Here is a 26,446-nt window from a genome sequence, read left to right as displayed (position 1 = left end):
CGGGCGGCAGCCGGATAATCAGTGCGTGGTTGGTGCGGCGTGCGTCGGCCCGTATGCGGCCATGAACACGTCGACCGCTCTCTGGACGACCTTCGCGATGTTGCGGGGGCTGGTATCGGCCGGCACGCCAAACAGGCAAAGCTCCATCAACTCCGCTTCATACAGCGTGCGCAGATGCGCTGTCGCGATGGCTGCGTTACAGCTGCGCAGCTGCCCGGTGTCAATCAATTGCTGCAGGAAGACAGCCACCGTTTGCCAGCCGAGCTTCGGCCCGCGCTCATAGAACAGGGCGCCGACATTCGACCGGCCGCCTTCACGATGCGCGAGACGGCGCACCGCGAGCAGTTGCGGTTTCAGCACCGCAACCAGATAGTGCGTGCCGAAGCTCGTCAGTGCATCGCGAACCGGCGCCGAGGTCCTGAGCAGTTCGAACCCCGCCCGGACTTCCTCCTGCGCGGCGGCAGTCATGAACTCAGTGAACATCTCTTCCTTCGACTGGAAATAGCTGTACAGCGTGGCTTTGGACCCGCCTGCCCGTGCCGCGATCTCGGACATCGACGCCTGCTCGAACCCCACCTCACTGAACACCTCGAACGCGGCGTCAACAATCGCCTGCCGCTTTGCTTCCGTTTTCCCCCTCATCCCGGGCTCTCCTTTTGTTTATGCGATCGATCGACGACGCCGCCGGCGGCGACGCACCTGACCGGTGTTTCCGATCAATACTGACGATCTTATCATAACAAAACTACCCGGTTTATTTGCGTTGACGGCAACAGTGCGTTTCACTATACTGAACAGTATAGTTATAACCCATTTTGACTTACCTTGAATTGCGAGCACTTATGGACCACCTCGAAACGCTGCGGACCTTTTGTACCGTCGTCGAAATGCAGAGCTTCACGCACGCCGCGAATGCGTTGGGCATCTCAAAGGCAGTCGTCTCGCGCGCGATAACGGGGCTCGAAACGAGGCTCGGTGTGCGTCTTTTTCAGCGCACGACCCGGCACCTCGCACTCACTGAGTCCGGGGAGGAGTTTTACGGCGGCTGCTCGCGCGTGGTGGCTGAACTGGACGTGCTCGAGGCCGGTACCGGGCAGCGTGCACGGGAGCCTGCGGGGGTACTGCGGCTCGTCGCCCACACCACCGCGGCGCTGATAGAGCTGCCACCACTGATCGCCGGGTTCCGTGCCCGGTATCCAGCCGTGCAGCTCGAATTGACGCTGGCGGAACGGCCAGTCGATCTGATCAGGGAAGCCTTCGATCTCGGCATCGTGCTGCCGTTCATGCTCACGAGCGAGCTCACGATCACCCGTGCGTTGTGTCGCCTGCCCCTCGCCGTGGTGGGCTCGCCCAGCTATCTGCAGGGGCGCAAGCTACCGCAAATACCCAGCGATCTCGCCGCATTCCGCTTCGTCACGATACTTGCGTCGATCAGCGAACCACAACTGCGGTTCCGGCGCGGTGGCGAACAGATCGCCGTGCCACTCGAACACGACGTGTCGACCAGCAACGCCGCGTTGAACAAGGAACTGGTGATGAGCGGTGCTGGTCTCGGCGCGTTGCCGCTGACGATGGTCGGCAAGGAGCTGGACGATGGCCGGCTGGTACAGCTGCTGCCCGACTTCGAGCTCATGAGCGGGGACGCCGAAATCAGGCTCGCATATCGCAACAGGGGCCTGATGACGGCGAAGGTCCGGGCGTTCATCGACTATGCGACGTCGTACTTCGACGCGCGCGCGGCTCAGATGGCCCACCAGCAGCAGCGGACGGTGGCCGGCGGCAGTGGCAGGCCGTCCTGATTGCTGGATGCTCATGCAAACCTTCCCTACGCTCGTCGTCTGCGAGCATTGTGACAGCGTGTACCGCCGCCGCGCGCTGGCCACGCGCGAGGTGGCGCGCTGCGGGCAATGTTCGGCGGTCCTGTATCGCGCGAGCCAGCTCGATGTCGATCGGTGGCTCGCGCTAACCGTCGCCGCAGCCATCGTCTTCGTGATCGCCAACGTCTGCCCGGTGATCCGGATCTCCCTGCAGGGCCTGCACAGCGAGACGACGCTCTGGCAGTCCGCGGCAGCGCTGGCGCACGGCGCGGTTGCACCGATTGCGCTCGCCACTGCGATGATGATTGTCGTGGTACCGCTTCTGCAGATCGCGCTGCTCGGCTGGGTGCTGGCATTTGCGCGCGCCGCACGCCGGGCGCCGGGTTTCGCATGGAGCATGAGGCTGCTTGCGATGCTGCGCCCGTGGAGCATCGTCGAGGTCGGCGTACTTGGCATGCTCGTAGCGATCATCAAACTTTCCAGCGATGATCGCGGGACTGGGCCGGGCGCTGCTGGGCAGTGACCGACCCTCGTGGCGCCTGACGGTCATGGCCGATCCGGTGGCGCGCGCCATCCAGCCATTCCCCGGATACTTGCCGCCCTGCTCATGCTTTCCGGCACGGTGGAGCAGTTCAACAGAACAGTCGATACCAGTCTGCAGATGACTCTGCTCGGACGCGGAGTGGTCTCGCTGGTGGTCCCGCACTGACCATCGGCGCCGCCCTGCTGCGGGCAAACCGCGTGCGTAATGCGCTGACCGCCGCAGGAGAACCGCCGGAGGTCCGTTCGACCGTCGCCGGGTTGATCCACGCCGGTGTCACCATTGCCGTCGTGGGCTCGCTGTTGTCGCTGCTGACCGGCTACATTTCGGTTGCACGATTCCTGACCTATGAACTCGTCTGGTTTGACCTCGTCCTGTGCAGCTTCTACCTGCTGAGCAGCCTCACCCAGTACATCTGCGAAAACCTCTTCTCGGCGCACCATGCCAGCGGCAAAACCATCAAGCAGCTATTCGGGCTGGACGACATCCACCTCGAACAGGCTTCGACGGTGATGTCCGCGGTGGGCCGCAGCCTGCTGCTGGCGATCACGGTCAGCGCGCTGCCGGTTGGCATCGGCTTGGGGTTTCAGGAAGTCGTCAAGAATTTTATCTCCGGGCTGATCCTGCTGACCGAGCGCCCGGTCAAGGTCGGCGATATGGACAGTATTGCGGGCGTCGAGGGCGACATCCGCCGCATCAACGCTCGCGCAACCGAAATTCAGCTCGCCGACCGGTCCACGGTCATCGTTCCCAACTCCCACCTCATCTCGCAGAACCTGCGCAACGTGACGATGGGAAACCGGACCCAGGGTGTCACGACCCTCACGCTCATCTTCCCGTTGAACATCGATCCCGAACAGGTGCGCGATCTGCTGCTCGCGGCGTACGAAGCGCACCCGTCGATACTTGATCATCCGGCACCGTCGGTCATGTTCAGTCAGCGCGCCGCCGACGGCATCACATTGAGTGTCACCGGCTACGTTCGCAGCCCCAGGATAACGGCCGATACGAAGAGCGACCTGCTGTTCGACATTCTCAAGCGGTTGCGTGCGGCGGCCGTTACGGTGGCGACCCCGCAGACCGTAATTATTCGAGACCTGCGGGAAGTTGACACCGGTAGCTCTGTCGTCTCTCGGGAGTGAAAACACGCTGGCAGCATCTGACGCGCATACAGATATATTCAAACCGGTCTCGCTAACGGCAACCCTAACCGGATCTTCCCTCACGTGTGCGGTCAGCAATTCCAGGAGGTCCTTATCAGCTGCAAACGGTGCGCTGAATCTAAACTGGGGTCGCCCATCTCACGGGTACACCGAGCAGTAGTTTTAGGAGGTCACGGTCAGAACACAACCGCTCTCCTCGTGGAACACATCAAGCGCTTGTTGCAAAGGCTGTCAGTCAACTCAACGGGCACCCCGCCCTTAAACCCAGCAATTTACATCTGGGCGAAATTGTCATTGTTTCAATGACGTTGACCTATACTGAATCGAAGGCCCAGCCAAATATTCAGCGGCAATCATACTCAAATTTTCGCCTTTTCAAGATCATTGCTTCAATTCAGTCGAACGCCGGCAAGCCTCACCGGACAAAGGAAGTCGCAACTGTCATTCGGCGAACGAAGTAATCTGGCACGCGCGAAGCGCTAAATTTTAATAGCCGCATTCCCGCTCAGCAGGGCAAGTCGCAACTGTTTTTCCAAAAATCAGTGTTTTTCTGTAGGTCGCGACTTTTTTGCCAATTGGGAGCTCCGTCAGAACTTTACCTTCAGCTGAAAACCAATCGTAAAGGGCAGATTGTCCGATGGGATCGGCGGAATGACGATGAAGTTCGCGCCGACGCGCTTGTATTCGAGCATCACGATCGGCGCGACCACCGGGCCGATCGTGTGATTGCTGCCAAGCCCCCAGTTGCCATAGTTATAGCCGGAGATGATCCCGCCGATCGCCGCGATCCGCACGATTCCCCAATGCGCGAACTCCGGCGCCCACACGCCGCCGCCGTAGTAGGACGGCCGACGCAGCGAGTTGCGAAAGCCGCCGGCCGTCAGCGCCCACTGGTTGTTCAGCCAGCATTCGACGCCAAGCCCGGGATTGAACTGCTCGAAGTGCGTATCGGGATCGGGGTTGATGTGATACGAGCCGAGCATCGCGTCGACCCATACACCGCCGTCACACCAGTTGCCCGCGTGCGCCGCGGAGACCGCCGCGAAGCTGGCGAAAAGCGCCACCGCGGCGCGCCGGATATTCTTGTTCATCTGCCTGAAGTGCATTTCTTCTCCGTCACCGGTCGAGCGCCGGTGTCATGGTGTTCTGGCGATCCGCGTGCCGCCCGTCGCGCACTGTACCTGAAGCCGTGCGGTCGATGTCGAGGACTCGCTCGGCCGGCCGGGCACGCGACGTGCCCCCGCAGCCGGAACCGCCACGATAACGGAGAACCGATGGCGCCGTGATGAACAAGCGGTGAAGAAGTTCGCGGCGCCCATCGGGTGCGCCGCCGGCGATGAATGTGGTGAGAACGTCTACAGACCGAGATCGGACAGGCTGGGGTGATCGTCGGGCCGCCGGCCGAGCGGCCAGCGATACAAGCGGTCGGCTTCGCGGATCGGCAGGTCATTGATGCTTGCGTGACGATGCGCCATCAGACCATGCTCGTTGAACTCCCAGTTCTCGTTGCCATACGAGCGGAACCAGTTTTTCGAATCGTCGTGCCATTCGTACGCGAAGCGCACTGCGATGCGGTTGTCGGTAAACGCCCACAGTTCCTTGATCAGCCGATAGTCGAGCTCCTTCGCCCACTTGCGGCGCAGAAAGCCGACGATCTCCGCGCGGCCATGCACGAATTCGGCGCGGTTGCGCCACACGCTGTCCGTCGTGTACGCGAGCGATACGCGCTCGGGTTCGCGGGTGTTCCAGGCGTCTTCCGCGGCGCGCACTTTCTGGATCGCGGTATCGCGAGTGAATGGCGGCAGCGGCGGGCGGGCTTCGATCGTATCGGCCATGATGGTTCCTCAGTCAGGTTATGGTGCGCCGCGATGGCGGCCGTTTGGTTGCGGCGGGTTTCGCTGCCGCATCGAGCAAGGTCTTGCCAACCGCCTGCGCGTCGAGCGCCGCATCGGCTTCACCGCTCACGAGCGCCACCGCGATCGCGCCGTCGAGCAGCACGAGCCATTGCCGCGCGAGCGGCGCCGCGCGACGCGCATCGATTTGCGCTTCCACTACGAACGCGACGCATTCGGCACGCACGAAACCGAGCAGCCGTGCCTTGTGTTTGCGCGCGACGACGCGGATCGGATCGTCGGCGGATTCGATTTCGCCGGCCGCGTTCAGAAACGCGCAGCCATGAAAATCCGCCGATGCGAACCACTCGCGCAGCACGTCGAACATGCCGAGCAGGCGTCTGCGCGCGCCCTTGCCGCGCCGTTGCGTGCCGGCGATAAACCAGTTCATCCAGCGCTCGTCGCGCCGTTCGAGCGCGGCCGCGATTAGCGCATCTTTCGACTCGAAATGCGTGTAAAAGCTTTTGCGCGCGGTGCCGGACTGCCGCACGATCGCATCGACGCCGGTTGCATGGATGCCGCCGGCGTAGATGAGCGCCTCGGCGGCATCGAGCAGCCGCTCGCGCGCCGTGCCGGGCTGGGCCGCGTCGTTTGGATCGGTCGGAATCGTTTCGTGTGTCATGGACGAAAAAGTAGAACGATCATTCTCCCTCGTCAAGTTTTTCTTCGAGCTTCGGCGCTGTGGGTGCGCTTGCTGCTATCGTGATGGAGATCGCTTGATCACCGCTCAACCGGAATCGCTTCGATGAAACCATCCTTCGTTCGCACCGCGTGGGTACGCGCGCTGCTCGGCGCAACGCTGCTGGGCGCGGTGGCCTGCACGCCGATCCAGGTGCTCACGCATTCGGTCAGTCAGAACGAGGCGCGCGTTCCGCCCGGACGCTACGACATCGATCAGGACCATACGAGCATCACGTTCGATATCGATCACTTCAAATACACGCGCTTTACGATGCGTTTCGATCGCAAGCAGGGGGAGCTCGACTGGAACGACGGCGGCCTCGACCGCAGCACGGCGTCGGTCGCGATCGACGCCGCGAGCATCGACACGAACGTGCCGCTGCTCGACAAGATGGTGAAAAGCGACAGCATGCTCGACGTCGCGCGCTATCCGCAGATCCGCTTCGCGAGCACGCGTTTCGAGCGCACCGGCGAAGCGCGCGGTACGCTGAGCGGCGATCTGACGATCCGCGGCGTCACGCAGCCGGTCACGCTCGACGTCACGTTCAACGGTTTCGCGCCCGATCCGCTGACGAAAAAGGACACGCTTGGCTTTTCCGCGGACGGTCATTTCAGCCGCGCGAAGTTCGGTCTGTCTACCTGGTATCCGGCCGTCGGCGACGATATTCACGTGCGCATCCAGGCCGAGTTTGTGAAAACGCCCGCAGGCGCGTAAGCGCGCTGCGGGCGTCAGCGTTCTGACGGCGAAGCACCGACTCAGGCAGATGTCCAGTCGAGAATCACCTTGCCGCTTTCGCCGGAGAGCATCGTCGCGAAGGCTTCCTGATAGTCGTCGACCTTGAAATGGTGGGTGAGGATCGGCGACAGATCGAGGCCGCTTTGCAGCATCGCGACCATCTTGTACCAGGTCTCGAACATCTCGCGCCCATAAATGCCCTTGATTTCAAGGCCTTTGAAGATCACCTGGGTCCAGTCGATCGCGGTTTGCGCGGGTGGAATGCCGAGCAGCGCGATCTTGCCGCCGTGGTTCATCGCTTCGAGCATGCCCGTAAAAGCACTCGGCACGCCCGACATTTCGAGTCCGACGTCGAAGCCCTCGGTCATGTGCAGATCGTGCATCACGTCGCGCAACGATTCGCGCGACACGTTCACCGCGCGCGTCGCGCCCATCTTGCGCGCGAGTTCGAGGCGATAGTCGTTGACGTCGGTGATCACGACGTTGCGCGCGCCGACGTGCCTGGCGATCGCGACCGCCATGATGCCGATCGGCCCAGCGCCGGTAATCAGCACGTCTTCGCCGACGAGGTTGAACGACAGCGCCGTATGCGTCGCGTTGCCGAACGGATCGAAGATCGCGGCGAGATCGTCGGAGATTTCAGGCGGGATCTTGAACGCGTTGAAGGCCGGAATCACCAGGTATTCGGCGAACGCGCCCTCGCGATTCACGCCGACGCCGATCGTGTTGCGGCACAGATGCCGGCGGCCCGCGCGACAATTGCGGCAGAAGCCGCAGGTGATGTGTCCTTCGCCCGACACCCGATCGCCGATCGCAAAGCCGCGCACTTCCTGCCCCATCTCGACGATTTCGCCGACGTATTCATGGCCGACGTGCATCGGCACCGGAATCGTCTTCTGCGCCCAGTCGTCCCACTTCCAGATATGAATGTCGGTGCCGCAAATCGCGGTGCGCGTGATGCGGATCATCACGTCGTTATGACCGACTTCGGGCTTCTTCACGTCGGTCAGCGTGAGGCCCGGCCCGCGTTCGAGTTTTGCCAATGCTTTCATCTGCTTCTCCATTCGAATCACGCGGCGATCACGTGGTGATGACGCCGAGCTCGCGGCCGACGCGCGCGAACGCCTCGACGGCACGGTCGATCTGCTCCGGCGTGTGCGCGGCGCTCATCTGCGTGCGGATGCGCGCGCGGCCACGCGGCACCACCGGGAACGAAAAACCGATCACGTAGACGCCTTGCTTCAGCAGCGCATCGGCCATCTTTCCCGCGAGTTGCGCGTCGCCGAGCATCACCGGAATGATCGGATGTTCGCCCGGCACGAGCGTGAAGCCGAGCGCGCTCATCGCGCGGCGGAAATGCGCGCCGTTTTCGCGCACGCGTGCGCGCAGCAGCGCCCCTTCATCGCTGGCGAGCAATTCGAGTACCTTCAGCGACGCCGCCGCGATGCTCGGCGTCAGCGTGTTCGAGAACAGATACGGGCGAGAGCGCTGCCGCAACAGCTCGACGACTTCCTTGCGCGCCGCGACGTAGCCGCCCGATGCGCCGCCGAGCGCCTTGCCGAGCGTGCCGGTAATGATGTCGACGCGCGCCATCACTCCGCAATGCTCGGGCGTGCCGCGACCGTGTTCACCGATGAAGCCGACCGCGTGCGAGTCGTCGACCATCACCAATGCGCCGTACCTGTCGGCCAGATCGCAGATGCCGGCGAGGTTCGCGATGATGCCGTCCATCGAGAACACGCCGTCGGTCGCGATCAGTTTGAAGCGCGCGCCCGCCGCATCGGCTTCCTGCAGGCGCGCTTCGAGATCGCCGAGGTCGTTGTTCCTGTAGCGAAAGCGCTTCGCCTTGGACAGCCGCACACCGTCGATGATGCTCGCGTGATTCAGCTCGTCGCTGATGATCGCGTCGTTTTCGTCGAGCAGCGTTTCGAACAGGCCGCCGTTCGCGTCGAAGCAGCTCGAGTAGAGAATGCAGTCCTCGGTTTGCAGGAACGCGGCGAGCGCCGCTTCGAGTTGCTTGTGCACGGTTTGCGTGCCGCAGATGAAGCGCACCGACGCCATCCCGAAGCCGTCGCTGTCGAGGCCTTGCTTGGCGGCTTCGATCAGCCGCGTGTCGTCGGCGAGACCGAGATAGTTGTTTGCGCAGAAGTTCAGCACGTCGCTGCCGTCGGCAAGACGCACGTCGGCCGACTGCGGACTCGCGATCACGCGCTCGCTCTTGTAGAAGCCGTCGGCGCGGATCTGGTCGAGGGTGCCGCGCAAATGGGCAAGGTATTGGTCACGCATGAACGGGACTCCTGAGAGTGATGGCGCCCGCATTCGCATGCGCGCGGGAAGGGCGGCCTGTTATAGTCGGTTGTCAGCTTTATCGGATATTTTCGTTTTTCCGAACTAAAATCCGGTATATCGAACAACTCTAAACGATGGGTCAGGAAATGGCAAGTTCGGGTACACGCCGCACCGCGTCCAATGCGGCGCCCACCTCCGCCAGCGCGGCATTACCGCCGAGTGCGGCGATTGCGGCGCCGCCGCGCGTCGGCGAACAGATTCAACGGCTGCGCGCCGAGCGGCGCATGACGCTCGACGATCTGTCGCGCGCGGCCGGCGTGTCGAAATCGATGCTGTCGGAAATCGAGCGCGACAAGGCCAATCCGACGATCGCGGTTGCATGGCGGCTGACCAATGCGCTCGGCGTAAGCCTCGATTCGCTGTTTGCGCCGCCGAAGTCGCCTGAGGCAATCGCCGTTTCCGGACCGCACGATATTCCTACGCTAAGCGGTCATGAAGCGAAATACCAGTTGCGTGTGTGGGGACCGATCGAGCTGGCCGGCAAGTTCGAGTGGTACGAGTTGACGCTGCAGCCAGGCGGGGCTCTCGTGTCGAACGCGCACGAGCCAGGCACGCGCGAGCATCTGACCGTGCTGCACGGCTCGATCGAAATCGAGGCGGCCGGCGCGACGAAGCGGCTCAAGGTCGCGGACACCGCGCGCTACGTCGCGGATGTTCCGCATGCGATCCGCAACGTCGGCAAGAGCGCGGCGAAAGCGCTGCTGGTCGTGATTCACGGTTAGGCCGTTCGGCCAGGTTGCGCCTGGTACTGTATGTTTGTACAGTATCAGGTGTCGATTGGAGCCGAGAATGAACAACCTGAAAACCGACCCTACCGATCAAACTCTCGCCGCGCTGCGCTTCCAGACCGCCGCGCGCGATCTCGAACATATCGTGCGCAGCATCGCCGCGCGCTACATCGTCAGGCAAGTGCCGCTCACGTGGCGTCTGCTCCATGCCATCGAAGCCGAGGCGCTGGCCGATCTCGGTTTTGCCAGCCGGCACGACGCGCTGATGCTCGGGCTGTTCCAGCGCCCGTCCGATCTGCCTTATCCAGAAACCGATGACGGCGTGGATTTCGGCACCTCCAACGCATTGCCCGCCGTTTTTGCGTTTGCCGTCAATGCGTACGAGGAAGCGGCGCGCCGGGCGGCGCTGCCACGGCCGGCCGATGCGCCCCTAAAGCGCGCCCGGGCGTGGGGCGGCTAATGGCGGCACCACGTCGGGGTGGCTCGGATCCTCTTCCATTCCTCGCGGTCGGCCTTGCGGCGGTCAGCGCCTACAATACGCGGACCAAACGGTGCAACTAACGGAAGGATTGCTCATGTCACCTCCTCATCTGTCCGACCCCGTTCCCCGTCCCGCGCCCTCTACCGATCTGTTCGATCAGCAACGCGAAGACTGGCGTCGCGACCCGCAGGTCGCGTTCGATGCGTGGCTCGCGAAGCAGCACTTCCGTCGCTCTTCGGCGTTGGTCTATCAGGCTCAGTGGGGGCAGTTTCTCGATTGGCTTGGCGCGCGGCAACAAAGCCTCGCGACGGTCGACACGCCCGCGATCGCCGAATTCGTCGCCAGCCTCGAGATTCGCAGAACGCAGCGGATCCGCTATTTGCGGCTTATCGAGCGCGTGCTCGATCACGTGCGCGAGATCGAATCGGCGTCGACCAACCCGGCTCGTTTCATCGCTCAGGACGGGGAAGCCGCGTGGCGCAATGCGCGCGACAATGAGCCGACCGGGTTTCTCACGCATGCGGAACGCACTGCGTTGATCGCGCGGCTGTTCGCGCCGTTGCCGGCGTTGTCGACCGCGCAGCGCTGGAGAGAGCGACGCGATCGCGCGTTGATCGCGGTGTTTCTGGGCGGAGGACTGAAGACGGGCGAAGCGGGAGCGTTTACGGTTAGTTGCGTGAGAGAGGGCTCGCCGTGGGTCACGATCGAGTCCGCGAATCCAGTGCTGACGCGGCGCACGCGACTCGCGCCGTTCGCAATGGCGATTCTAGACGCCTGGCTAGCGGAACGCCGGCTGACGCAGCTGGCCGGCAAGCTTGTGTTTCCCGCATCGCCGTCGGGCAGGCCGATGCATAAGGCCACGATGCTGCGCGCGGTGGATGCGCTCGTCGATGCAGCGGGGATTGCCACATCGCGCCAATCGCGCGCGAGTCCGCAGACCTTGCGCAACACGTTTGCGGCGGACCTTTTCGAAAGCGGAGTAGAGGCCGAACAGGTCGGTCAATGGCTCGGCTTCGTGCAGGCGGTGTCCGCGAACCGGCTATATCGCGCGTGGCAAACCTGGATTGATCAGCAGGATTCGCCCGCGACAGAGGAGCCGGATCCAGCTGCGGCGCCGTTGGCCGAGCCCCGCCGTGACGGGCGTTTGACGAGGAAAACGGGAGCCGGCGAACCCTGAAGAACCTCACCGTTGCGGTCCCGAATTTCCTCACCTTTGACGTTTTTCCGTTGGATTCGCCGCCTCTGGTTAACGCATCGCGTGGACGGAGCGGGACGACGGCGCGGTGGAGCCATCGTTCGACAGAAACTGGTTCACCGCCGCGAGCCGCGATTCGCCGAGGCCGGAAGAGTGCTCGCATTCCGGGCACAACAGTTCGAAACGGTGATCGACCTGCGACAGCTCCGGCTCACCTTCCTCGCATTTCGGGCATCTCGCGGGCAGCGTCACGTGGCCGTCAGCCGCGGTGCCGATTATGCTCAACTCTTTGCTCGTGAGCCGTCCCTCAGTAACCAGCGAGCACAGCAGTTCGGCGATGGCTGGATCGATGCCCTGCTGGCCACGCAGGGTGGCGACTTCTTTCGTCAGCGCGTCGACTTCGTCCGACTGCTCGCGCAGCTGCGCGTCGAGCCGATCGGCGCGCGCCTTGGCGGCGGCAATCTGCTGAATGAACTCGAATTCCTTGCGGCTCGCATCACGCACGCCGGACTGATACGTCGCGGCCATGCTACGCAACGAGTCGAGTTCGACCAGCATCGGCTTGACGCGCCGCTCGGCTTCGGCCACCGCATCCTTGATCTGCTGTGCATAGCGCTCCGTGCTTTGCCGCAATTCGACGTGCAACGCGTCGATCCGGTCCCGCAACGCAGCATTGGCAGTCTGTTCGTTTTCGAGCCGTTGCCGCAGCGCCTCGTTCTCCTGGTCGAGCCGGCGCATGGTTGCCTGCATGCCTTCGAGGTGAACGCTGCCGTGCGTAGTCGCGCTCGATAACTGGGTTTCAAGTGCGCGAACCCGCTCCCACGCGGCTTCGGCGCGCGCTTCGCTGCGCCTGATGGAGTCGTCGGCCGCATCCCGACGAATTTCCGCCTCGCGTACGCGTAGATCGGCGGCGCTGATCTGCGCGCGGATCTCTTCACGTTCGCCATCGAGCGACGCTTTGGCCTGCACGACCGCTTCTTCGAATAGCGCGCCCAGCAGTGCGCCGGCGCGATCTTCCAGTGCCTTTGGTATCGCGCCCGCTCCGACCTTGACCCGCGACACGCTGCGGATGCGCTCCCAGAAATGATCGATGTCCTTCGGGATGTCGCTCGCGCTGCCGGTTTGCGTGAGATCGCGAACGGCCGCCATCGATGGCCGGATGCCGAGATCGAAAAAGAGCCGTTTGCATGCATGCAGCGACAGATCCTGGCGGCGCACGCCCTGCGCACGCATCGATTCAAGCTCGTCGCGAATGGCTTGCCGCTCCTGATCCAGATTCATGTTTACCTCGATGCGGCTCGAATTGGATGGATCATAACAATTTACGTAGTGTTTGCTACTGATTTATCGGTGGCGAACGGATTGGCGTATACCGACGAGCTTTTGCGTGCAAATTGCGATAGTAAACACGCGCCTACCGTTTTTCACCGTGAAACAAAACGAAGAATAGCTAATAAGCCATTGTATTAGAAGAATTTTATTTGATTTTCGCATGATCGCGCACTGTTTCACGATTGATCGGCAATGGCTGCGGGGTGGTGGGCTTTGTTTCACGGGGCTCGCGGGTGTAAGGCTTGAGAGTAATAAAAATAAACACCTTTGAACCCTTGTTAAAGACGTTAACGACTCGGCGAACCGTTATCTGGCGGGGCTTTCAGGCCAGCAAGGTGAAGCTTTGCGGGAGCCTTGGTGAGGGTCTGCGGGAAACTCGAGTGATGGGGTTCGGGAAGCTCGGTGAGCGGCTCCGGGACGGAACGTGAGCGGGTTCAGGAATCACCGTATACGTGGGGTTTGGGCAAAGGTGAGGTTTTGCGGGACTTCGCAGCCGCGAAGCGCCCGACACCCCTCGAAAGTGTCTGTTCGGTTTGGTCTGCAGCAAGGTGAGGGCTTTCGGGAGGCTCGCGAGCGTGGTTTTTTGCCGGTTTTTTGGGGTGGTTAACCGCTTTGGTGAGCCGTGGCGGGAGAAAACGTAAGACGAAGGTGAGATTTTTCGGGGCGCGGGGTCCAGTTTTGCTTTCTTTTTGAGCATCCATACTGCTGAGGTGAGGTTTTACGGGAGTCAGGAACCGCTGGCGATTGGAAAGGTGAGGGGATTCGGGGAACTGGCTGATCAGCTAGATCCGCGAGCTGATTTGGCCGGTGATTCCGTCAAAGGTGAGGCTTTTCGGGAAGGTCTGGATAGGGTTCTGCGCGTTAAGGTGAGGAGATTCGGGACTGAAACGCGGGCTATCGGCCGGAGATGCCCGGCGGATGGCGATTTGCGAGTGTAGGGATACCTGGTCTGTGATTGCAAAGGTGAGTCTTTTCGGGAGATTCATGGGGACGCAATGAAAAGTGCCGCGGTGCGAAAAACGGGCTTAAGGTGAGATTTTACGGGGACACCGGTGGTTCGAGCGCTGGATGGGATTATCGCAAGTCACGGAAATCATTGATTTTTTTCTGTCCTCCGGCAAAGGTGAGAGTTTTCAGGAGTTCTTTGGGAGGGGGCGCCGAGGCCTCCGTAAACGTCAAAGGTGACGCTTTTCAGGGGTTGCATTGGGGAAATGCGGTACTGGCGCGGCATGAGCCCGTGTCGTGTTGTGCCGTTCTGCGGTGCTACGGTGAGGTTTTTCGGGAGCATCGGAGCGGTGAGGATTTGCCTGTGGTTGGATCTCCCCTTTTTCGGCAGCTTCGGACGAAGCTCGAAGTCAAAACAGGTGGTTAACGCCGGCAGGTTCTCGGTAGTGAGGGCTGAATCGTCAGCGGAGGCACCAGGCAGTCGAATGGCGCGCCCGACGATAGGAAGCTTGATGCACCCGACAACAGGGCTGACGGGGCGCCCGTCGCTGGCCCACGCCGCGTTGCGGGCCCAATACCGTGCGGGCATTCCATCTATCGATCCGGACTGTGCGTCGGCCGGCAGCACGCGACGATCGACGAAACGATCGCGAGGCCGCACGACGAAGTCATCACCCGCCCCGGACACCAGCCGTTTACACGAGGTTCTCGAAAAAATCCGCGAAAATTTTTGAGGTGAGAAGATTCGGGATCAAGTCCTCCCCGTTGCGGCACGCGGCGAAACGAGCCGGATTCGCAAACGCCTCGACCGGCAACGGGAGCCCGATTCTGGCGGCACGCACAGGAGGTGAGGGTTTTCGGGAGTTGCTCGAGGTGAGTTGCGCTTCGTAAACTCGCTTCACCGGCAATGGTGAGATGGGCGCTATAGACGCGTATCACCACAGCCGGTATGCTTTCGCGAAATCTCCTCCTCACCCCGACGCATGGCCACGAAGCGCGCGAAAAAGACCGATGTTGTCAGCCCGAGCTCGGCTGAGCTGCGCAAAGCCGTCGAGGCGATCGCGATCCAGCCCAAGAGCGGCAAGATCACGCTGCTCACGCGCAAGCTATTTAACGTGTTACTCGCGGTGGCCCAGCAAGCGGATGAATCGGGCGACACCTATCGGGCGCTTCTGTCCGACATCGTTGCCAATTCCGCGTTCGATTCCAATGACACCGCGCTCGTCAAGGAGCATCTGCGCCGCATGGTGTCGGTGCAGGTCGAGTGGAGCACCGGCACGTCGAGTCAGAAGCCTGGCCGCAAATGGGGTATTTCGACGCTGATTGCGGACGCGGAAATTCTCGAAGATCCGACTACGCGTCGCGTCTGGGTCGAGTTTTCGTTTGCGCCGAAGATCAAGAAGAAACTGCTCGATCCGGTTCAGTATGCGCGGCTGAGTCTGCAGTTCCAGAGCCAGCTGCGCAGCAGCGCGGGCCTCGCACTCTACGAGATCTGCGTGCGCTACCTGACCAACCCCAGCCACCTGACGATGCGCGAGACCTGGGAATGGTGGCGGCCGATTCTGTCGGGGACGCCGGATACCGAAGCCGGCGACGAGGCGAAGCGCGAGTACAAGTATTTCAAGCGAGACTACCTGCGCCCGGCCATCGCCGAGGTCAACGCGGTCACGAACATTTTTGTCGAGCTGATCGAGCATCGCGAGGGTCGGCGCGTCGCTGAAATCCAGTTCCGCGTGACCGAGCGCAAGCAGCCGATGCTCGCGCTCGACGAACATCCGAACGTGTTCGACAGCACGCTGGTCGACCGGATGGTGAAGATCGGTATTCCGCTCAAGGAGGCGCAGACGCTTTATGCGGACAGCGAGGAGAACCGGATCCGCGCGGCGCTGCAGATGACCGAGCAGCGTATGCGCAGCACGTCACTGCCGCCGGTGCGCAGTGCGCCGGCGCTGTTCAAGGATGCGTTGAAGAAAGGCTATGCGCCGCCGGTCGAGGCGCTGCCCGCGGGTGGCGGCACCAGCAAGGCCGCGGCGTCGCCGGCCGACGATCTGAAGGCGCGTCTGCTCGGTGAATACTCGGCTTACCGTCGCAAGCAGGCCTACGAGTTGTACAACGAACAGGGCGAGTCGGAGCGCGATATCGCGCGACAGTCGTTCGAGGAAGATGAATTGCCGGGACTCGGCACGCACATGCGCGACGACTGGCGGCGTCGCGGGCTCGACTCGAAGATCGTCGAAACGGCGTTCTTCGACTGGCTCGCGCGCAGGACCTGGGGCGAACCGACCGACGGCGACCTGCTCGCCTTTACGCTGAGCCAGTCGCGCGCGGCCTGATGGGTCGATAACTGCCTTTGAAATCCAGGCGGCGGTGCATGCGCACCGCCCTCACGTCTTACTTCAGCATCTTCTCGATCTGCCGCAGGATGTCGTCGCGCTTTTCACGCGTGAGGCCTTTCAGGCGCAACTCGAGCCGGTCGTCCCCATACGACTTCAGATCGCCGACCGACACACCACCAAGCTTGATTTCCAGACGTTGCGCGTAGCGCTGCCGGCCCGCCGGGTTGGCGCTTTCCTGCGAGGTCGCTCGGCCTTTGACAATGTCGGCGACCTGGCGTGTGCTCAGATCGTCGGAAAGGATCCGGTTGATCAGTCGCAGTGTCGCCTCCGCGCCGCGAGCCGTGTGGTAGCGGCCCACCTGATACGCCATGTTCGAGCCGAAGCGGTCAGGGCGCGCGACCATCTCCTGCATCACGGTTTCCGGGAGTTTGGCGATGGACAGCGCGACTGCGACCGTCGATTCGTCGAGGCCGAGATGTTCGGCCAGTTCCTTCTGGCTCTGGAAATGCCGCTCGTCGAGAAAGCGTCGCCACACGACCGCGTTGTCGAACACCGTCTGCGAGTCGCGCTGCACGTTGAGGTCGTAACCGAGCTTGTAGCTCTGGATGCCGATCGGCAGATCGATGACTATCGCTTTCACCGACTCCTTGTTCGCTTCTTTCAGCGCACGCACCCGTCTGCCGCCGTCACTGACGAAGTAGGTGCCAGGGTTGTCATAGTCGGGAATGACGTGAATCGCCTGCTGCTGCCCCTGCTTCGCCAGATTGACGGCAAGCTCCGCAATCGACGACTTCACATAGAAGTACCGTGGATTGAACGGGCTCGGCTTGATCGTCTTGAGCGCCAGTTCGATGATCTGGCCGGGACGATAGCCGTGTTCGAGCCTCCAGGCGCGGTAGGCCGCCGATTCGTTGTCCGGATCAGGAATCTCCGCGTCCTGCAGACGCGACGGCAAGACGGCCGGAATCGGACGCCCGGCGATCACGGGAGTTTTCGGCTCGTTACTGACCAGGCCGTCGATCGCATTCAGACGGTCGAGCGCGGTGCGCTTTTCGCTGCTGGTCGTGTCAGGACGTGCTTGAAAGCCTTTGGCGAACTGGGACGGTTTCATTCAGGGTCCTTTATGCGCATAAATTCACGGGAGCAAGGCGGCGATCTCGTTGGCGCACGCCCGCACTTCGAGCGCGGCGAGCTTCGCGCCGCGGTCGTTCATCTGAAGCACCGTTTGCCCTAACGCCATTGCCTGCTTGTAGGCTTCGCGCGTGGGAATCTGGGTCTTGAGGAGAGGGAAGCCGAGTTCTTCGAGCGCGCGCTTCAGTTCGCGCGTCAGCATCCGTTTCTCTTCCGTCTTGTTGAGCAGGAACACGGCTCGCAGGTCTTCGTTCATGACCTGCGCTTGCTGGACCAGCTTGACGAGCCCGATGCTCGACCAGTAATCGGCAGGGGACGAGGAAGTTGGGATCACCGCGACGCTCGCCGCGAGCAGAACGACGCCCGAGACTTTTTCGGTGATGGAGGGCGGGCAGTCGACGACGATGATGTCGTAATCAGCCACGAACTTCTTGATCTCGCGATGGATCTGGCTGCCTGCTTCGGACAGGTTGACGACGGCGAATGGAATACCGATGTCGCCGTCGGAGGCAGCACTGGCCCAGTGAATCAGAGTGTTTTGGCCATCCGCGTCGACGACGAGAACGCGTTTGCCTTTCTCGTGAAATGCAGCGCCGAGATGCATCGCGATGGTGCTCTTCCCGACCCCGCCTTTCTGTTGTGTTACCGCGATGATTTCTGCTGCCAAATTTCACCTCCTCTTTTTAGACGCAAATGGATTTTACCTGGTTGAATTGCTATTTCAAATGATTTGCGTAAGCGCAGTTCGGAAATTGGCCATTCGGCAAAGGGTTTATGCGCATAAAGAGGCATCGAACGTGTGCCTGGGGTCTTGCGGGATATCAGAGCAAGCGTGGACTGGGGCTTAAGCGTTGCTGATCGCTGCCCGGCGGCGGCAAAGGGAAAGTAACGAGTGCTCGCGTACTGCGTGCACAGTCGTCGGTGACTGTTCGCGATTCTCGGGCTGATGTGCAGAGAAAAGGAGCGCACGTGTCTGAGCGACCAAAGGGGTGAGAGGTGCCAGACTTTATGCGCATAAAGTTCGCGTGCCAATTGGCCCGGAGGGACCATTCGTCATGAACTCGTCCGACGCCAATTCTCCCCAGACATGGCGGCAAGCGGCAAACGTGCATCCGGCACCTCATCAGCGGGCGATATAGGTTGTCGTTTGAATCGCGCCCGCGCGAGCAAATCTCAGGGGGACTAGAACTCAGGGTGCCAGCATTAAACTGTTCACACGCGCCTCGAAGACAGCGTCGGTTTATGCGCCAGACTGTGTCAAAACGCGTGGCCACTGGGAATTGACGAAACCTGTTCCGGCGCATGTCGCGGCTTGTCGTTTGCGGCAATCTGAACGCAAACCACAACCGAACATATCGCAAAGGCTCAACAACCCCGTACGGGCATCACGCCCGCATCGCCTTCATAACCGCTTCTGAACCGAGTAGCTTGATCACTCGCTTCATGTTGTACGCCAGCACGTGCAAGCTCATCTCCGTACTCACCCGCTCGATGGTCCGTGTCAGGAAATGAGTGGCGCCCATCCATGCCTTGATCGTGCCGAACGGGTGCTCGACAGTCTGTCGCCGGATGCGCATCATCTCAGGCGCATGATCAAGTCGCGCCTGCATCTCATCGAGAACAGCCTCGTGCTCCCAGCGTGTCACGCGACGTTGAGGACCCGGCGTGCAATCCCCCTTTAGTGAGCATTGCTGGCAATTTGAACTCCAGTATTTACTGATCTTCAGACCGCGCTCAACAGTTGAGAATCGCCAGATGAGCCGCTGGCCCGCCGGGCACCGATATTCGTCCGTCTGTGCGTTGTAAATGAAGTCATCCTTGCCGAAGCGGCCATTAGCCGTTGCGCTCGATGTCACCGGTTTGGGAACGAGCACGCTTATTCCAGCCTCATGACATGCGAGTATCTCCTCGCTCTTGTAGTAGCCGCGATCCGCAACTGCGGTGAGCTTGTCGACGGCCATCTCATCACGCGCCAGCTTCGCCATCGACGTCAACTGATCACGATCAATGCCATCATTCGTAACGACGTGCGCGACGATCAGATGGTGCTTCGTGTCAACCGCCGTCTGGACGTTGTAGCCGACGACTCCCGTTCCTCGTGTCTTCATCGAACGGGCATCGGGATCCGTGAGCGACACCTGTCGGTCCGGTGCTTCGTTCAGCTTAACCTCGATTTCCTTGAGGCTTCGCATCTGTTCCTTCAAGGCCGCGATCTTGTCTTGCAGTCGCTCTGTTCTGGCCTTCGCGATTGCAGGCTCCTGACGATCGGCTGTGTCCATCGCCTCGAGATAGCGAGCGATACTTGACTCGATGTCGCGCATGCGTCGTTCGAGCTTGGCGCTTGTGAAGTTGCGATCACGATGGTTCACCGCCTTGAACTTGCTGCCGTCGATCGCAACGAACGCTTCAGCGAAAAGGTCCAGACGCTGGCATAGCATGACGAACTGACGACAGACGCTGCGGATTGCTTTGCCGTTGTCTTTACGGAACCGAGCAATGGTCTTGAAGTCCGGCGCCAAGCGGCCCGTGAGCCACATCAGTTCGACGTTGCGCTGAGCCTCGCGTTCAAGGCGACGGCTGGATTGAATACGGTTCAGGTAACCGTAGATGTAGATCTTGAGCATCACCTCCGGATGATACGAAGGCCGCCCTGTCAGCGCTGGCTCAACACCTTCAAACCCAAGCTTCTGAAGATCAAGCTCATCTACAAAAACATCGACTACACGCACGGGATTGGTGTCCGTCACGTAGTCGTCAAGTGCTTCAGGGAGGAGAAAGCTTTGTGTACGACTGTCGCCTTGAACGAACCGCTTCATCTCGCCCATCCTCCGCTATCGGATGAGCCATTTTAACCTGTCAAAATGGCGTTTTGACACAGTCTGGCGCATAAACCGACCCACCTCGCCGATGGTTCGAACAACGCGGATGCCGCAGTCATCCCGCGCCTCGTCATCAAGTCACCCGCTAAAATTCCCGAACCCTTCTAACCGTCACAGCAACCTTCAACGGCGTAAGCCCCGAATCCAGCCATGATCACCATCTACCACAACCCGCGCTGCTCCAAATCTCGCACGACCTGCGAACTCCTCGCGAACACCTACAATCCCGCAAACGAAGCGACGGAAATCGTCGAATATCTGAAGAAGCCACTCACCGTCGCAGAGCTTGAGAAGCTCAATGCTCAACTCGGCTGTCCCGTCCGCGAAATGATCCGCGACACCGAGGCTGAATATAAAGAGCTCAATCTTGCCGACACGTCGCTGACGGACGCCCAGCTCTATGAAGCATTGGCGAAGCATCCGATTCTGTTGCAACGACCGATCGTCGTCAGAAACGGACGGGCTGTCATCGGCCGCCCGCCGGAAAATGTCGCTGCGCTTTTCGCCTGATCGCGCGACCGTCGAAGTAAAACGATGTGGGCAATGCCGGACTCGAACTGCTGCGCTAGGCTTTGCCGGACAGCGCGGCATCCTTGGTCACGATCTTCGTCGGAATCAGATGCAGTTCGGTGAACGTATCCGCGATGCGCTGTTGCTCCGCAAGTACGTTCGCGTCGACGGGCTTGTAGATATGCGCGTAATGCCGCAAGCCTGATTCGATCACGCTCGCGTCGAGCCCTTGAATTGGCGCGAGTTGGGCGGCGGCCTCGCTGTAATGGCCGCGCACCCACTCCCCTTCCCTGCCGACTTCATCGATCACGATCGCAAGGACGTCGCCGTTCTGTTGCGCGAAGGGCCGCGCGCTCAGAAAGAACTGGTGGTGACTCACGATACCCTTGGCATCGGCGAGCTGCCGCGCGTTCGTTTGCCGCCTGGCGGCTTCGAGGAACGGATCCCAGATCGCCCACGCATCGACCGCACCGCGCTCGAAGGCCGCGCGTGCATCGGCGGGCGGCAGATACACGGGTTGGATCTCGCTGAACTTCACGCCGTTCTTCTGCAACGCGGCGACGAGAAACCAGTGCACATCCGAGCCCTTGTTCAGCGCAATCTTCTTTCCCTTCAAATCGGCCAAGGTTTTGATTGGCGCGTCCGGATGCACGAGGATGCCTTCGGCGTGCGGCGTCGGAATTTCATACGCCGTGTAGACGAAATTGGCACCCGCAGCCTGCGCGAACACGGGCGGCGCTTCGCCCACATAGCCGAAATCGATCGCGCCGACGTTCAGCCCTTCCAGCAATTGCGGCCCAGCCGGAAACTCGGTCCATTTGACCGCGATGCCAAGTGGCGCAAGCCGCTTTTCGAGCGTGCCGTGCGCCTTCAGCAATACCAGGGTGCTTGCGGCTTTCTGATATCCGATGCGAAGTTCTTTTGCATGTTCATCGGCGGCAAATGCGGCGGCGGAGAAGACCGGCAACGCGGCGGCGGCCAGCGTTGCGCCTACGCCGGCCAGAAACGTACGGCGCGTCAGCAGCGGATCACGGGACATGAGAATACTCGTCGAAAAAGAATTTAACGGACGCCAAAAGATGGTCCGATTGGCTCCGACGATAATTCGTCTGCGGGCCTGGACGAACCGATAAATTCGCATAAGCAAATCATGCGGCAGTAGCGAAGCATTGCCCAAAGCCCAACCTATCCCCTCCCGCTACAATCGACCGGCAAAACAAGCGCCCGCGACCACCAGTTCGCGGCTGCATCGATCAACTGCAAACGAAGAGAGGAAAAAAGCCGCCGTGCCTGTAACGACAACACTGACACCGTGGGCCGCCCACGACACCCAACTGATCCTGTCGTGCGCGCTTGGACTAGCACTGGTCATCATTTTCATCAGCGTGCTGAAGCTCGCGCCGTTCCTGTCGATCCTGGTCGGCACCTTCGCGGCGGGCTTCACGGCCGGCCTGCCGCTCGAAGCAGTCGCGAGCGCGTTCAGCAAAGGCGCCGGCGCATTGCTCGGCGACGTCGGCATCATCATTGCGCTGGGCGCGATGCTCGGTGCGTTGATGGCCGAATCGGGCGCCGCCGACCGGCTCGTGTCGACGATCCTCGCGCACTCGACCCCGCGCACGCTGCCGTGGATGATGGCCGTCGTCGCGCTGCTCATCGGCCTGCCGCTGTTCTTCGAAGTCGGCCTCGTGATGATGGTGCCGATCATCTTCGTCATGGCGCGTCGCGCGCAGCAGCCGATTCTGCGCATCGCGATTCCCGCGCTCGCCGGTATGACGACGCTGCATGCGCTGCTGCCGCCGCATCCGGGTCCGCTGATCGCGGTCAGCGCGTTGCACGCCGATCTCGGTTTGACGTTGGGCCTCGGCCTGATCGTGGCGCTTCCCGCAGTGGTCCTCGCCGGTCCGCTGTATGGCATCTGGCTGTCGAAACGCATGCACGTCGTCGAGCCTGAAGAAATGGGCAAGCTGTTCACCGCCGAGCAGAACGGCTTCGAGCCGCCGGGCTTCGCGATCTCTCTGATCACGATCCTGCTGCCCGTCATTCTGATGCTCGGCCGCACGGTCGCGAAGCTGCTGCTCGAGCCCGAAACATTGTTATTCGAGACACTGAATTTTCTTGGTGAGCCGCTGATCGCGCTGGGTCTCACCGTGCTGTTCGCGGTGGTCGCGCTCGGCTGGTCGCGCGGCATGGCGCGCGAGCGCGTCGGGGGCATTCTGCGCAAAAGCCTGCCGCCGATCGCCGCGCTGTTGCTGACGATCGGCGCGGGCGGCGGCCTGAAGCAGGCGCTCGTCGCAGCGGGGATCAGCGCGACGATCGGCAAGATCGCGGTCGGGGCGCATATGCCGCTGATCTTGCTCGCCTGGTTGATCGCCGTCGCGCTGCGTCAGGCCACCGGCTCGGCGACGGTCGCCACGACGACGACGGCCGGCATCGTCGCGCCGGTCGTCGCGGGCCTCAGCGCGACGCACAATTCGCTGATGGCGCTCGCGATCGGCGCCGGCTCGGTGTTCTTCTGCCATGTGAACGACGCCGGCTTCTGGATGGTCCGCGAATATTTCGGACTCCAGCTTAAACAGACTGTGCTGGTGTGGTCGGTCTTGCAGACGATCGTATCGGTCGTCGGTCTCGCGTTGACGCTCGTGCTGTGGAGCGCGTTGACGTGAGCACGGCGCGCGCGACAGCCTCACCCATTTGGGCAGCGTATTGACGCGCGCACAGCGGAACACGCGCGCAGAACCTCACGCGACGCCAGGCAGCAAGCCGCGCCTCGCGTCATCAACAACAGGAGCCACGGTCATGCTCGAATTGCGACCAACCTGCGAAGGCTGCGGCAAGTCACTTCCGCCGAACGCGCCCGACGCAATGATCTGCACTACGAATGCACGTTCTTCGAGGTCTGCGCGCTGACGAGGCTGCGCAACGTGTGTCCGAATTGCGGCGGAAATTTCGCGCATCGGCCGATTCGCACCCGCGCGCAACTCGCCAAACATCCGGCGCGTGCCGATGCGCATCCTGTCGGCATCGATGAAGCATCGCATGCCCGCTTTTTCGAACGCTATCGCGACGTGCCGATCGGCGAGCGCTGAACTGCGGTGTTGCAAAGCGGCAAATCACTCGTCGCCGCTCACCTCTCCATCCACGTTCGCCACTCCGCTCGCCACATGCGCGGCGACCCGCAGCAGGCGGATCTGTTTGCGATAGTTCCGGCACCCGCTGCAGGTCGGCAGATGCAGGCGGATCGCGAGCCATTCGCCAGTCGACAGGGAGCGGTCGAGCGCATCGGATAGCAGCCGCGTGATCTCCTTACATTTCCCCATTCGCATCCTCGCTGGATAGGCCTTTTTCGCTCAGACACGTGCGCAGCCGCAGCCGCGCGCGATAGATCAGCACGCTGCAATGATTCGCGTTGATCTGCAGTTCCGCGCAGATCGCCGCGATGTCGAGGTCGAGAAACTCCCGCATCATGAACACGCGTCCAATGTGCTCGGGCAAATGCTCGAGGCACATCTCGAACAGCGTCCAGAATTGCTGCTGGCGCAATGCGGTTTCGGGTGTCGGCCACGGACGCGGTTTGGTCTCGCGCGACCAGTGGCCGTTGTCCTTGAAGAGCTCGCGATCAAGCAGCGCCTCGCCGTCGAGTTCGGCTTCGAGCGCCGACAGATTGACCGTGCGCTGGCGCGCGCGCAGCGTGTCGACGAGCTTATGGCGCAGGATGCCGAACACCCATGTCTTGTGCTCCGACTGCGCGGCGAAACGCGTGGCCTGAGTCCACGCGGCGGTGAGCGCTTCCTGCACGGCGTCCTCGGCGGCCGCGGCGTCGCGCAATTGCAGACGGGCGAAGCGCACGAGGTCACGCCGCAATTGCGCGAGATAAATGGGATCGTCCAGCGAGGGAGCGCCTGGCTGCGTCACGCCATGCTCCGTCGCTGCGCTGTCGGCAGCGCGCTGCGCTGCGCGTGTCGTCCTGAAACGTCGTGATTCATGAGCAGATGGTCGTCCTCGCACGGTTTGCGGATGCGTGCGCCATTCTCCCTCACGTTCTTGCCCTAGCGAATCGGTATTGAACATATGCCCCCTGGCAATCGATGCCTGAGGAGCTTCGTCGCGCGGCGCGGCTGCTTATGACACCGGAAATTAATTGTTGCAAGAAATGATATTTCGAGCCCGCGCGCGACAAGGGTTTTGGATCGCCACACCGACCGACCAACGCGTCGCGGTCGACCACCAATTCAACCCAACCATCCAATAGCGATTTTTTCAATTTATAAAATAATGTCTTCTCATCTTCGCTGTTTGTGGACGCGGGCCCGCTCGCTATTCTTCACGCCATCGATCGCATCAGATCGCACAACCCACACACAAGAGGACGCACACCATGAAACGCATTTTCTCCGCCCTGATCGCTTCGGCCGCGCTGTTCGCAGCGGCTTCGGGTGTCGCTCACGCCGACGCTCCGGCTTCGACCTGCAACGGCCCGGCGTCGTACTGCAACGTATTTTTTGGCAACTGATCGGCACGTCGAAATACGCAGCAAGGAAGCATGAGAAAAGGGCGCCGGCAACGGCGCCCTTTCATATTCCAGTATTCAGCATTCGGCCTGCATGGGAATACGGCGGCGTCAAGCGGCCCCTTCTAGCCACGGCCGACGGACAACCCGCGAGTCCTAGCGGCTCGGCGCCTTCCCTCCGCCATCGAGTCCGGCGCCCGTGCGCCACACCTGTTTGCCTTGTTCCGACAACTCGCCGCAGCTATGCGTGGCATCGGCTTCGACGCCGTCGACGGCCATCTCGCCGCCCGCCGGCTCCTGCGCGCGCTGCCGCGCTTTCTTGCGCGCGGCGACCGCTTCGTCGTGGGATTTTCCTGCGTAGTCGAGACTCATGATCCGGTCCTCCAGAAATGTCGATGATGTCCATTTGCCTCAAATCGCCCTGGCCCGAAGGCATGCTTGATTGGCAAGGCAAAAGTTCCACTTATCCACAAGGTTATTCAGCGAATCTGTGGATAACTTTTCGAGCCGCGAGGTTATCCACCGACAGGTGCCGCAAGAATCCTTCCCGGTCCGCTATGACCTGGCCAAATCCGCCAGGGCCTGGGCGTTTCGCGCGGCTTTTGCCTATGATGGACAGTTCGTACTCTCTGCGCGTCGAGCGCCTTACCTGAGGAAGCGAACATGGCCTATCACATTGCAGTTGTCGTCGGCAGCCTGCGGCGGGATTCCTTCAATCGCCAGCTGGCTAAGGCGGTGATTTCCCTTGCTCCAGCCGATTTCACCTTCGAATACATCGATATCGGCTCCTTGCCGCTGTACTCCCAGGACTACGACGCCGACTATCCCGAAGCCGGCAAGAAGCTCAAGGAGCGCGTGCAAGCCGCGGACGGTCTGCTGTTCGTGACGCCCGAATACAACCGCTCGATACCTGGCGTGCTGAAAAACGCGCTCGACTGGGGCTCGCGGCCGTGGGGCACCAACTCGTGGGCCAACAAGCCCGGCGCGGTGATCGGCACCTCGGTCGGTGCGACCGGTAGCGCGCTCGCTCAGCAGCATCTGCGCAACGTGCTCGCCTATCTCGACGTCGCGGCGATGGGGCAGCCCGAAGTGTTCATCAAGCACGATCCGGCGGTGATCAACGAAAAAGGCGAGATCGTCAACGACGGCACGCGCAAGTTCCTGCAGACGTTCATGGACCGCTACGTCACGTGGATCAAGCGGCACGGGGCGGTGTAGCCGAG

At 61.6% G+C, this 26,446-nt stretch carries 25 protein-coding genes and 2 pseudogenes; 13 read left to right on the top strand and 14 right to left on the bottom strand.

Annotated elements, in window-relative coordinates; all coding sequences use genetic code 11:
* Positions 1-18: 18 nt before the first annotated feature.
* A complete protein-coding gene (locus OKW28_RS08610) occupies positions 19-642 on the bottom strand; it encodes a TetR/AcrR family transcriptional regulator (RefSeq protein WP_429444771.1) in 624 nt (207 codons plus the stop codon).
* 200 nt (positions 643-842) lie between these two features.
* Between OKW28_RS08610 and OKW28_RS08605 the strand changes: the two genes are divergently transcribed.
* The 3 genes and pseudogenes from OKW28_RS08605 to OKW28_RS08595 form a co-directional block, all read left to right on the top strand.
* On the top strand, positions 843-1,799 hold the full coding sequence (locus tag OKW28_RS08605) for a LysR substrate-binding domain-containing protein (RefSeq protein ID WP_429444770.1): 957 nt from the start codon (positions 843-845) through the stop codon (positions 1,797-1,799).
* 13 nt (positions 1,800-1,812) lie between these two features.
* Entirely contained in the window at positions 1,813-2,340 is a 528-nt protein-coding gene (locus OKW28_RS08600) for a paraquat-inducible protein A (RefSeq protein WP_429444769.1), read from the top strand.
* 105 nt (positions 2,341-2,445) lie between these two features.
* A pseudogene (locus OKW28_RS08595) lies at positions 2,446-3,500 on the top strand (mechanosensitive ion channel family protein); the annotation flags it as partial.
* 608 nt (positions 3,501-4,108) lie between these two features.
* On the opposite strand, the gene OKW28_RS08590 reads toward OKW28_RS08595, so the two are convergent.
* The 3 genes from OKW28_RS08590 to OKW28_RS08580 form a co-directional block, all read right to left on the bottom strand.
* Positions 4,109-4,627, bottom strand: a complete 519-nt coding sequence (locus OKW28_RS08590; protein ID WP_184004560.1) for a hypothetical protein — start codon at positions 4,625-4,627, stop codon at positions 4,109-4,111.
* A gap of 249 nt (positions 4,628-4,876) precedes the next feature.
* The gene (locus OKW28_RS08585) at positions 4,877-5,356 is read right to left on the bottom strand and encodes a DUF1348 family protein (RefSeq protein WP_429444767.1); all 480 of its coding nucleotides are present in this window, start codon (positions 5,354-5,356) and stop codon (positions 4,877-4,879) included.
* 13 nt (positions 5,357-5,369) lie between these two features.
* On the bottom strand, positions 5,370-6,035 hold the full coding sequence (locus OKW28_RS08580) for a TetR/AcrR family transcriptional regulator (RefSeq protein WP_429444766.1): 666 nt from the start codon (positions 6,033-6,035) through the stop codon (positions 5,370-5,372).
* A gap of 123 nt (positions 6,036-6,158) precedes the next feature.
* Here OKW28_RS08580 and OKW28_RS08575 point away from each other — a divergent pair, with 123 nt between their 5' ends.
* A complete protein-coding gene (locus tag OKW28_RS08575; RefSeq protein ID WP_429444764.1) occupies positions 6,159-6,809 on the top strand; it encodes a YceI family protein in 651 nt (216 codons plus the stop codon).
* A gap of 41 nt (positions 6,810-6,850) precedes the next feature.
* Here OKW28_RS08575 and tdh read toward each other — a convergent pair whose 3' ends face one another.
* Both tdh and OKW28_RS08565 read right to left on the bottom strand, forming a co-directional pair.
* Entirely contained in the window at positions 6,851-7,882 is a 1,032-nt protein-coding gene (tdh, locus tag OKW28_RS08570) for an L-threonine 3-dehydrogenase (protein ID WP_090810329.1), read from the bottom strand.
* A 28-nt stretch (positions 7,883-7,910) separates the two neighbouring features.
* Positions 7,911-9,116 (bottom strand): glycine C-acetyltransferase, encoded by a 1,206-nt coding sequence (locus OKW28_RS08565; protein WP_429444761.1) that lies wholly within the window; start codon positions 9,114-9,116, stop codon positions 7,911-7,913.
* Between the two features lie 137 nt (positions 9,117-9,253).
* Between OKW28_RS08565 and OKW28_RS08560 the strand changes: the two genes are divergently transcribed.
* The 3 genes from OKW28_RS08560 (at position 9,254) to OKW28_RS08550 (ending at position 11,565) form a co-directional block, all read left to right on the top strand.
* Complete coding sequence (locus OKW28_RS08560; RefSeq protein ID WP_429444759.1) at positions 9,254-9,901, top strand: helix-turn-helix domain-containing protein; 648 nt, start codon at positions 9,254-9,256, stop codon at positions 9,899-9,901.
* Positions 9,902-9,968: 67 nt separating this feature from the next.
* The gene (locus OKW28_RS08555) at positions 9,969-10,367 is read left to right on the top strand and encodes a DUF2471 family protein (protein ID WP_184073414.1); all 399 of its coding nucleotides are present in this window, start codon (positions 9,969-9,971) and stop codon (positions 10,365-10,367) included.
* Positions 10,368-10,482: 115 nt separating this feature from the next.
* Positions 10,483-11,565 (top strand): tyrosine-type recombinase/integrase, encoded by a 1,083-nt coding sequence (locus OKW28_RS08550; protein WP_429444757.1) that lies wholly within the window; start codon positions 10,483-10,485, stop codon positions 11,563-11,565.
* Between the two features lie 69 nt (positions 11,566-11,634).
* Here OKW28_RS08550 and OKW28_RS08545 read toward each other — a convergent pair whose 3' ends face one another.
* Positions 11,635-12,864 carry a DNA-binding protein gene (locus tag OKW28_RS08545; RefSeq protein WP_429444756.1) on the bottom strand — a complete coding sequence of 410 codons (1,230 nt, stop codon included), beginning with the start codon at positions 12,862-12,864 and terminating at the stop codon, positions 11,635-11,637.
* Positions 12,865-14,843: 1,979 nt separating this feature from the next.
* Between OKW28_RS08545 and OKW28_RS08540 the strand changes: the two genes are divergently transcribed.
* Positions 14,844-16,193: a replication initiation protein gene (locus tag OKW28_RS08540; protein ID WP_184057688.1), complete on the top strand. Its 1,350-nt coding sequence runs from the start codon at positions 14,844-14,846 to the stop codon at positions 16,191-16,193.
* A 58-nt stretch (positions 16,194-16,251) separates the two neighbouring features.
* Here OKW28_RS08540 and OKW28_RS08535 read toward each other — a convergent pair whose 3' ends face one another.
* The 3 genes from OKW28_RS08535 to OKW28_RS08525 all read right to left on the bottom strand — a co-directional run bounded on the left by OKW28_RS08535 (position 16,252) and on the right by OKW28_RS08525 (position 20,143).
* Positions 16,252-17,307, bottom strand: coding sequence for a ParB/RepB/Spo0J family partition protein (locus OKW28_RS08535; protein WP_429444754.1), 1,056 nt, complete (start codon positions 17,305-17,307; stop codon positions 16,252-16,254).
* A gap of 24 nt (positions 17,308-17,331) precedes the next feature.
* Complete coding sequence (gene parA, locus OKW28_RS08530) at positions 17,332-17,994, bottom strand: ParA family partition ATPase (protein WP_013092840.1); 663 nt, start codon at positions 17,992-17,994, stop codon at positions 17,332-17,334.
* 718 nt (positions 17,995-18,712) lie between these two features.
* The gene (locus OKW28_RS08525; protein WP_429443949.1) at positions 18,713-20,143 is read right to left on the bottom strand and encodes an IS1182 family transposase; all 1,431 of its coding nucleotides are present in this window, start codon (positions 20,141-20,143) and stop codon (positions 18,713-18,715) included.
* Between the two features lie 213 nt (positions 20,144-20,356).
* On the opposite strand from OKW28_RS08525, the gene arsC reads away from it, so the two are divergent.
* The gene (gene arsC / locus OKW28_RS08520; protein WP_018424018.1) at positions 20,357-20,716 is read left to right on the top strand and encodes an arsenate reductase (glutaredoxin); all 360 of its coding nucleotides are present in this window, start codon (positions 20,357-20,359) and stop codon (positions 20,714-20,716) included.
* A 55-nt stretch (positions 20,717-20,771) separates the two neighbouring features.
* Here arsC and OKW28_RS08515 read toward each other — a convergent pair whose 3' ends face one another.
* Complete coding sequence (locus OKW28_RS08515; protein ID WP_429444752.1) at positions 20,772-21,755, bottom strand: sulfonate ABC transporter substrate-binding protein; 984 nt, start codon at positions 21,753-21,755, stop codon at positions 20,772-20,774.
* A 247-nt stretch (positions 21,756-22,002) separates the two neighbouring features.
* Between OKW28_RS08515 and OKW28_RS08510 the strand changes: the two genes are divergently transcribed.
* Together OKW28_RS08510 and OKW28_RS08505 are read left to right on the top strand one after the other, a co-directional pair.
* Positions 22,003-23,379 carry a gluconate:H+ symporter gene (locus tag OKW28_RS08510; protein WP_429444750.1) on the top strand — a complete coding sequence of 459 codons (1,377 nt, stop codon included), beginning with the start codon at positions 22,003-22,005 and terminating at the stop codon, positions 23,377-23,379.
* A gap of 133 nt (positions 23,380-23,512) precedes the next feature.
* Positions 23,513-23,802, top strand: a pseudogene (locus OKW28_RS08505) (DUF1272 domain-containing protein).
* A 24-nt stretch (positions 23,803-23,826) separates the two neighbouring features.
* On the opposite strand, the gene OKW28_RS08500 reads toward OKW28_RS08505, so the two are convergent.
* Complete coding sequence (locus OKW28_RS08500) at positions 23,827-24,039, bottom strand: zf-HC2 domain-containing protein (protein ID WP_429444748.1); 213 nt, start codon at positions 24,037-24,039, stop codon at positions 23,827-23,829.
* The gene (locus tag OKW28_RS08495) at positions 24,020-24,628 is read right to left on the bottom strand and encodes an RNA polymerase factor sigma-70 (RefSeq protein ID WP_184052738.1); all 609 of its coding nucleotides are present in this window, start codon (positions 24,626-24,628) and stop codon (positions 24,020-24,022) included. The genes OKW28_RS08500 and OKW28_RS08495 overlap by 20 nt, the downstream gene beginning before the upstream one ends.
* Before the next feature lie 463 nt (positions 24,629-25,091).
* Here OKW28_RS08495 and OKW28_RS08490 point away from each other — a divergent pair, with 463 nt between their 5' ends.
* Complete coding sequence (locus tag OKW28_RS08490; RefSeq protein WP_018424013.1) at positions 25,092-25,226, top strand: hypothetical protein; 135 nt, start codon at positions 25,092-25,094, stop codon at positions 25,224-25,226.
* Positions 25,227-25,379: 153 nt separating this feature from the next.
* Here the strand turns inward: OKW28_RS08490 and OKW28_RS08485 are convergent, their stop codons facing one another.
* Complete coding sequence (locus OKW28_RS08485) at positions 25,380-25,595, bottom strand: hypothetical protein (protein ID WP_013092833.1); 216 nt, start codon at positions 25,593-25,595, stop codon at positions 25,380-25,382.
* Between the two features lie 291 nt (positions 25,596-25,886).
* Here OKW28_RS08485 and OKW28_RS08480 point away from each other — a divergent pair, with 291 nt between their 5' ends.
* Positions 25,887-26,441: an NADPH-dependent FMN reductase gene (locus tag OKW28_RS08480; protein ID WP_429444746.1), complete on the top strand. Its 555-nt coding sequence runs from the start codon at positions 25,887-25,889 to the stop codon at positions 26,439-26,441.
* The last annotated feature ends 5 nt before the right edge of the window (positions 26,442-26,446 follow it).

This window comes from Paraburkholderia sp. 40 (genome assembly GCF_050434105.1).
Classification (GTDB): Bacteria; Pseudomonadota; Gammaproteobacteria; order Burkholderiales; family Burkholderiaceae; genus Paraburkholderia; species Paraburkholderia tuberum.
This window is presented reverse-complemented; position numbering and strand designations above follow the sequence as displayed.

Excerpts from the sequence above, each read along its gene's own strand:
- OKW28_RS08575 (WP_429444764.1), top strand. The coding sequence starts at position 6,159 with ATGAAACCATCCTTCGTTCGCACCGCGTGGGTACGCGCGCTGCTCGGC.
- OKW28_RS08515 (WP_429444752.1), bottom strand. The coding sequence starts at position 21,755 with ATGTCCCGTGATCCGCTGCTGACGCGCCGTACGTTTCTGGCCGGCGTA.
- OKW28_RS08535 (WP_429444754.1), bottom strand. The coding sequence starts at position 17,307 with ATGAAACCGTCCCAGTTCGCCAAAGGCTTTCAAGCACGTCCTGACACG.
- OKW28_RS08500 (WP_429444748.1), bottom strand. The coding sequence starts at position 24,039 with ATGCGAATGGGGAAATGTAAGGAGATCACGCGGCTGCTATCCGATGCG.
- OKW28_RS08605 (WP_429444770.1), top strand. The coding sequence starts at position 843 with ATGGACCACCTCGAAACGCTGCGGACCTTTTGTACCGTCGTCGAAATG.
- tdh (WP_090810329.1), bottom strand. The coding sequence starts at position 7,882 with ATGAAAGCATTGGCAAAACTCGAACGCGGGCCGGGCCTCACGCTGACC.
- OKW28_RS08580 (WP_429444766.1), bottom strand. The coding sequence starts at position 6,035 with ATGACACACGAAACGATTCCGACCGATCCAAACGACGCGGCCCAGCCC.
- OKW28_RS08525 (WP_429443949.1), bottom strand. The coding sequence starts at position 20,143 with ATGAAGCGGTTCGTTCAAGGCGACAGTCGTACACAAAGCTTTCTCCTC.
- OKW28_RS08545 (WP_429444756.1), bottom strand. The coding sequence starts at position 12,864 with ATGAATCTGGATCAGGAGCGGCAAGCCATTCGCGACGAGCTTGAATCG.
- OKW28_RS08550 (WP_429444757.1), top strand. The coding sequence starts at position 10,483 with ATGTCACCTCCTCATCTGTCCGACCCCGTTCCCCGTCCCGCGCCCTCT.
- OKW28_RS08565 (WP_429444761.1), bottom strand. The coding sequence starts at position 9,116 with ATGCGTGACCAATACCTTGCCCATTTGCGCGGCACCCTCGACCAGATC.
- OKW28_RS08480 (WP_429444746.1), top strand. The coding sequence starts at position 25,887 with ATGGCCTATCACATTGCAGTTGTCGTCGGCAGCCTGCGGCGGGATTCC.
- OKW28_RS08600 (WP_429444769.1), top strand. The coding sequence starts at position 1,813 with ATGCAAACCTTCCCTACGCTCGTCGTCTGCGAGCATTGTGACAGCGTG.
- OKW28_RS08560 (WP_429444759.1), top strand. The coding sequence starts at position 9,254 with ATGGGTCAGGAAATGGCAAGTTCGGGTACACGCCGCACCGCGTCCAAT.
- OKW28_RS08610 (WP_429444771.1), bottom strand. The coding sequence starts at position 642 with ATGAGGGGGAAAACGGAAGCAAAGCGGCAGGCGATTGTTGACGCCGCG.
- OKW28_RS08540 (WP_184057688.1), top strand. The coding sequence starts at position 14,844 with ATGGCCACGAAGCGCGCGAAAAAGACCGATGTTGTCAGCCCGAGCTCG.
- OKW28_RS08485 (WP_013092833.1), bottom strand. The coding sequence starts at position 25,595 with ATGAGTCTCGACTACGCAGGAAAATCCCACGACGAAGCGGTCGCCGCG.
- OKW28_RS08590 (WP_184004560.1), bottom strand. The coding sequence starts at position 4,627 with ATGCACTTCAGGCAGATGAACAAGAATATCCGGCGCGCCGCGGTGGCG.
- arsC (WP_018424018.1), top strand. The coding sequence starts at position 20,357 with ATGATCACCATCTACCACAACCCGCGCTGCTCCAAATCTCGCACGACC.
- OKW28_RS08585 (WP_429444767.1), bottom strand. The coding sequence starts at position 5,356 with ATGGCCGATACGATCGAAGCCCGCCCGCCGCTGCCGCCATTCACTCGC.
- OKW28_RS08490 (WP_018424013.1), top strand. The coding sequence starts at position 25,092 with ATGAAACGCATTTTCTCCGCCCTGATCGCTTCGGCCGCGCTGTTCGCA.
- OKW28_RS08555 (WP_184073414.1), top strand. The coding sequence starts at position 9,969 with ATGAACAACCTGAAAACCGACCCTACCGATCAAACTCTCGCCGCGCTG.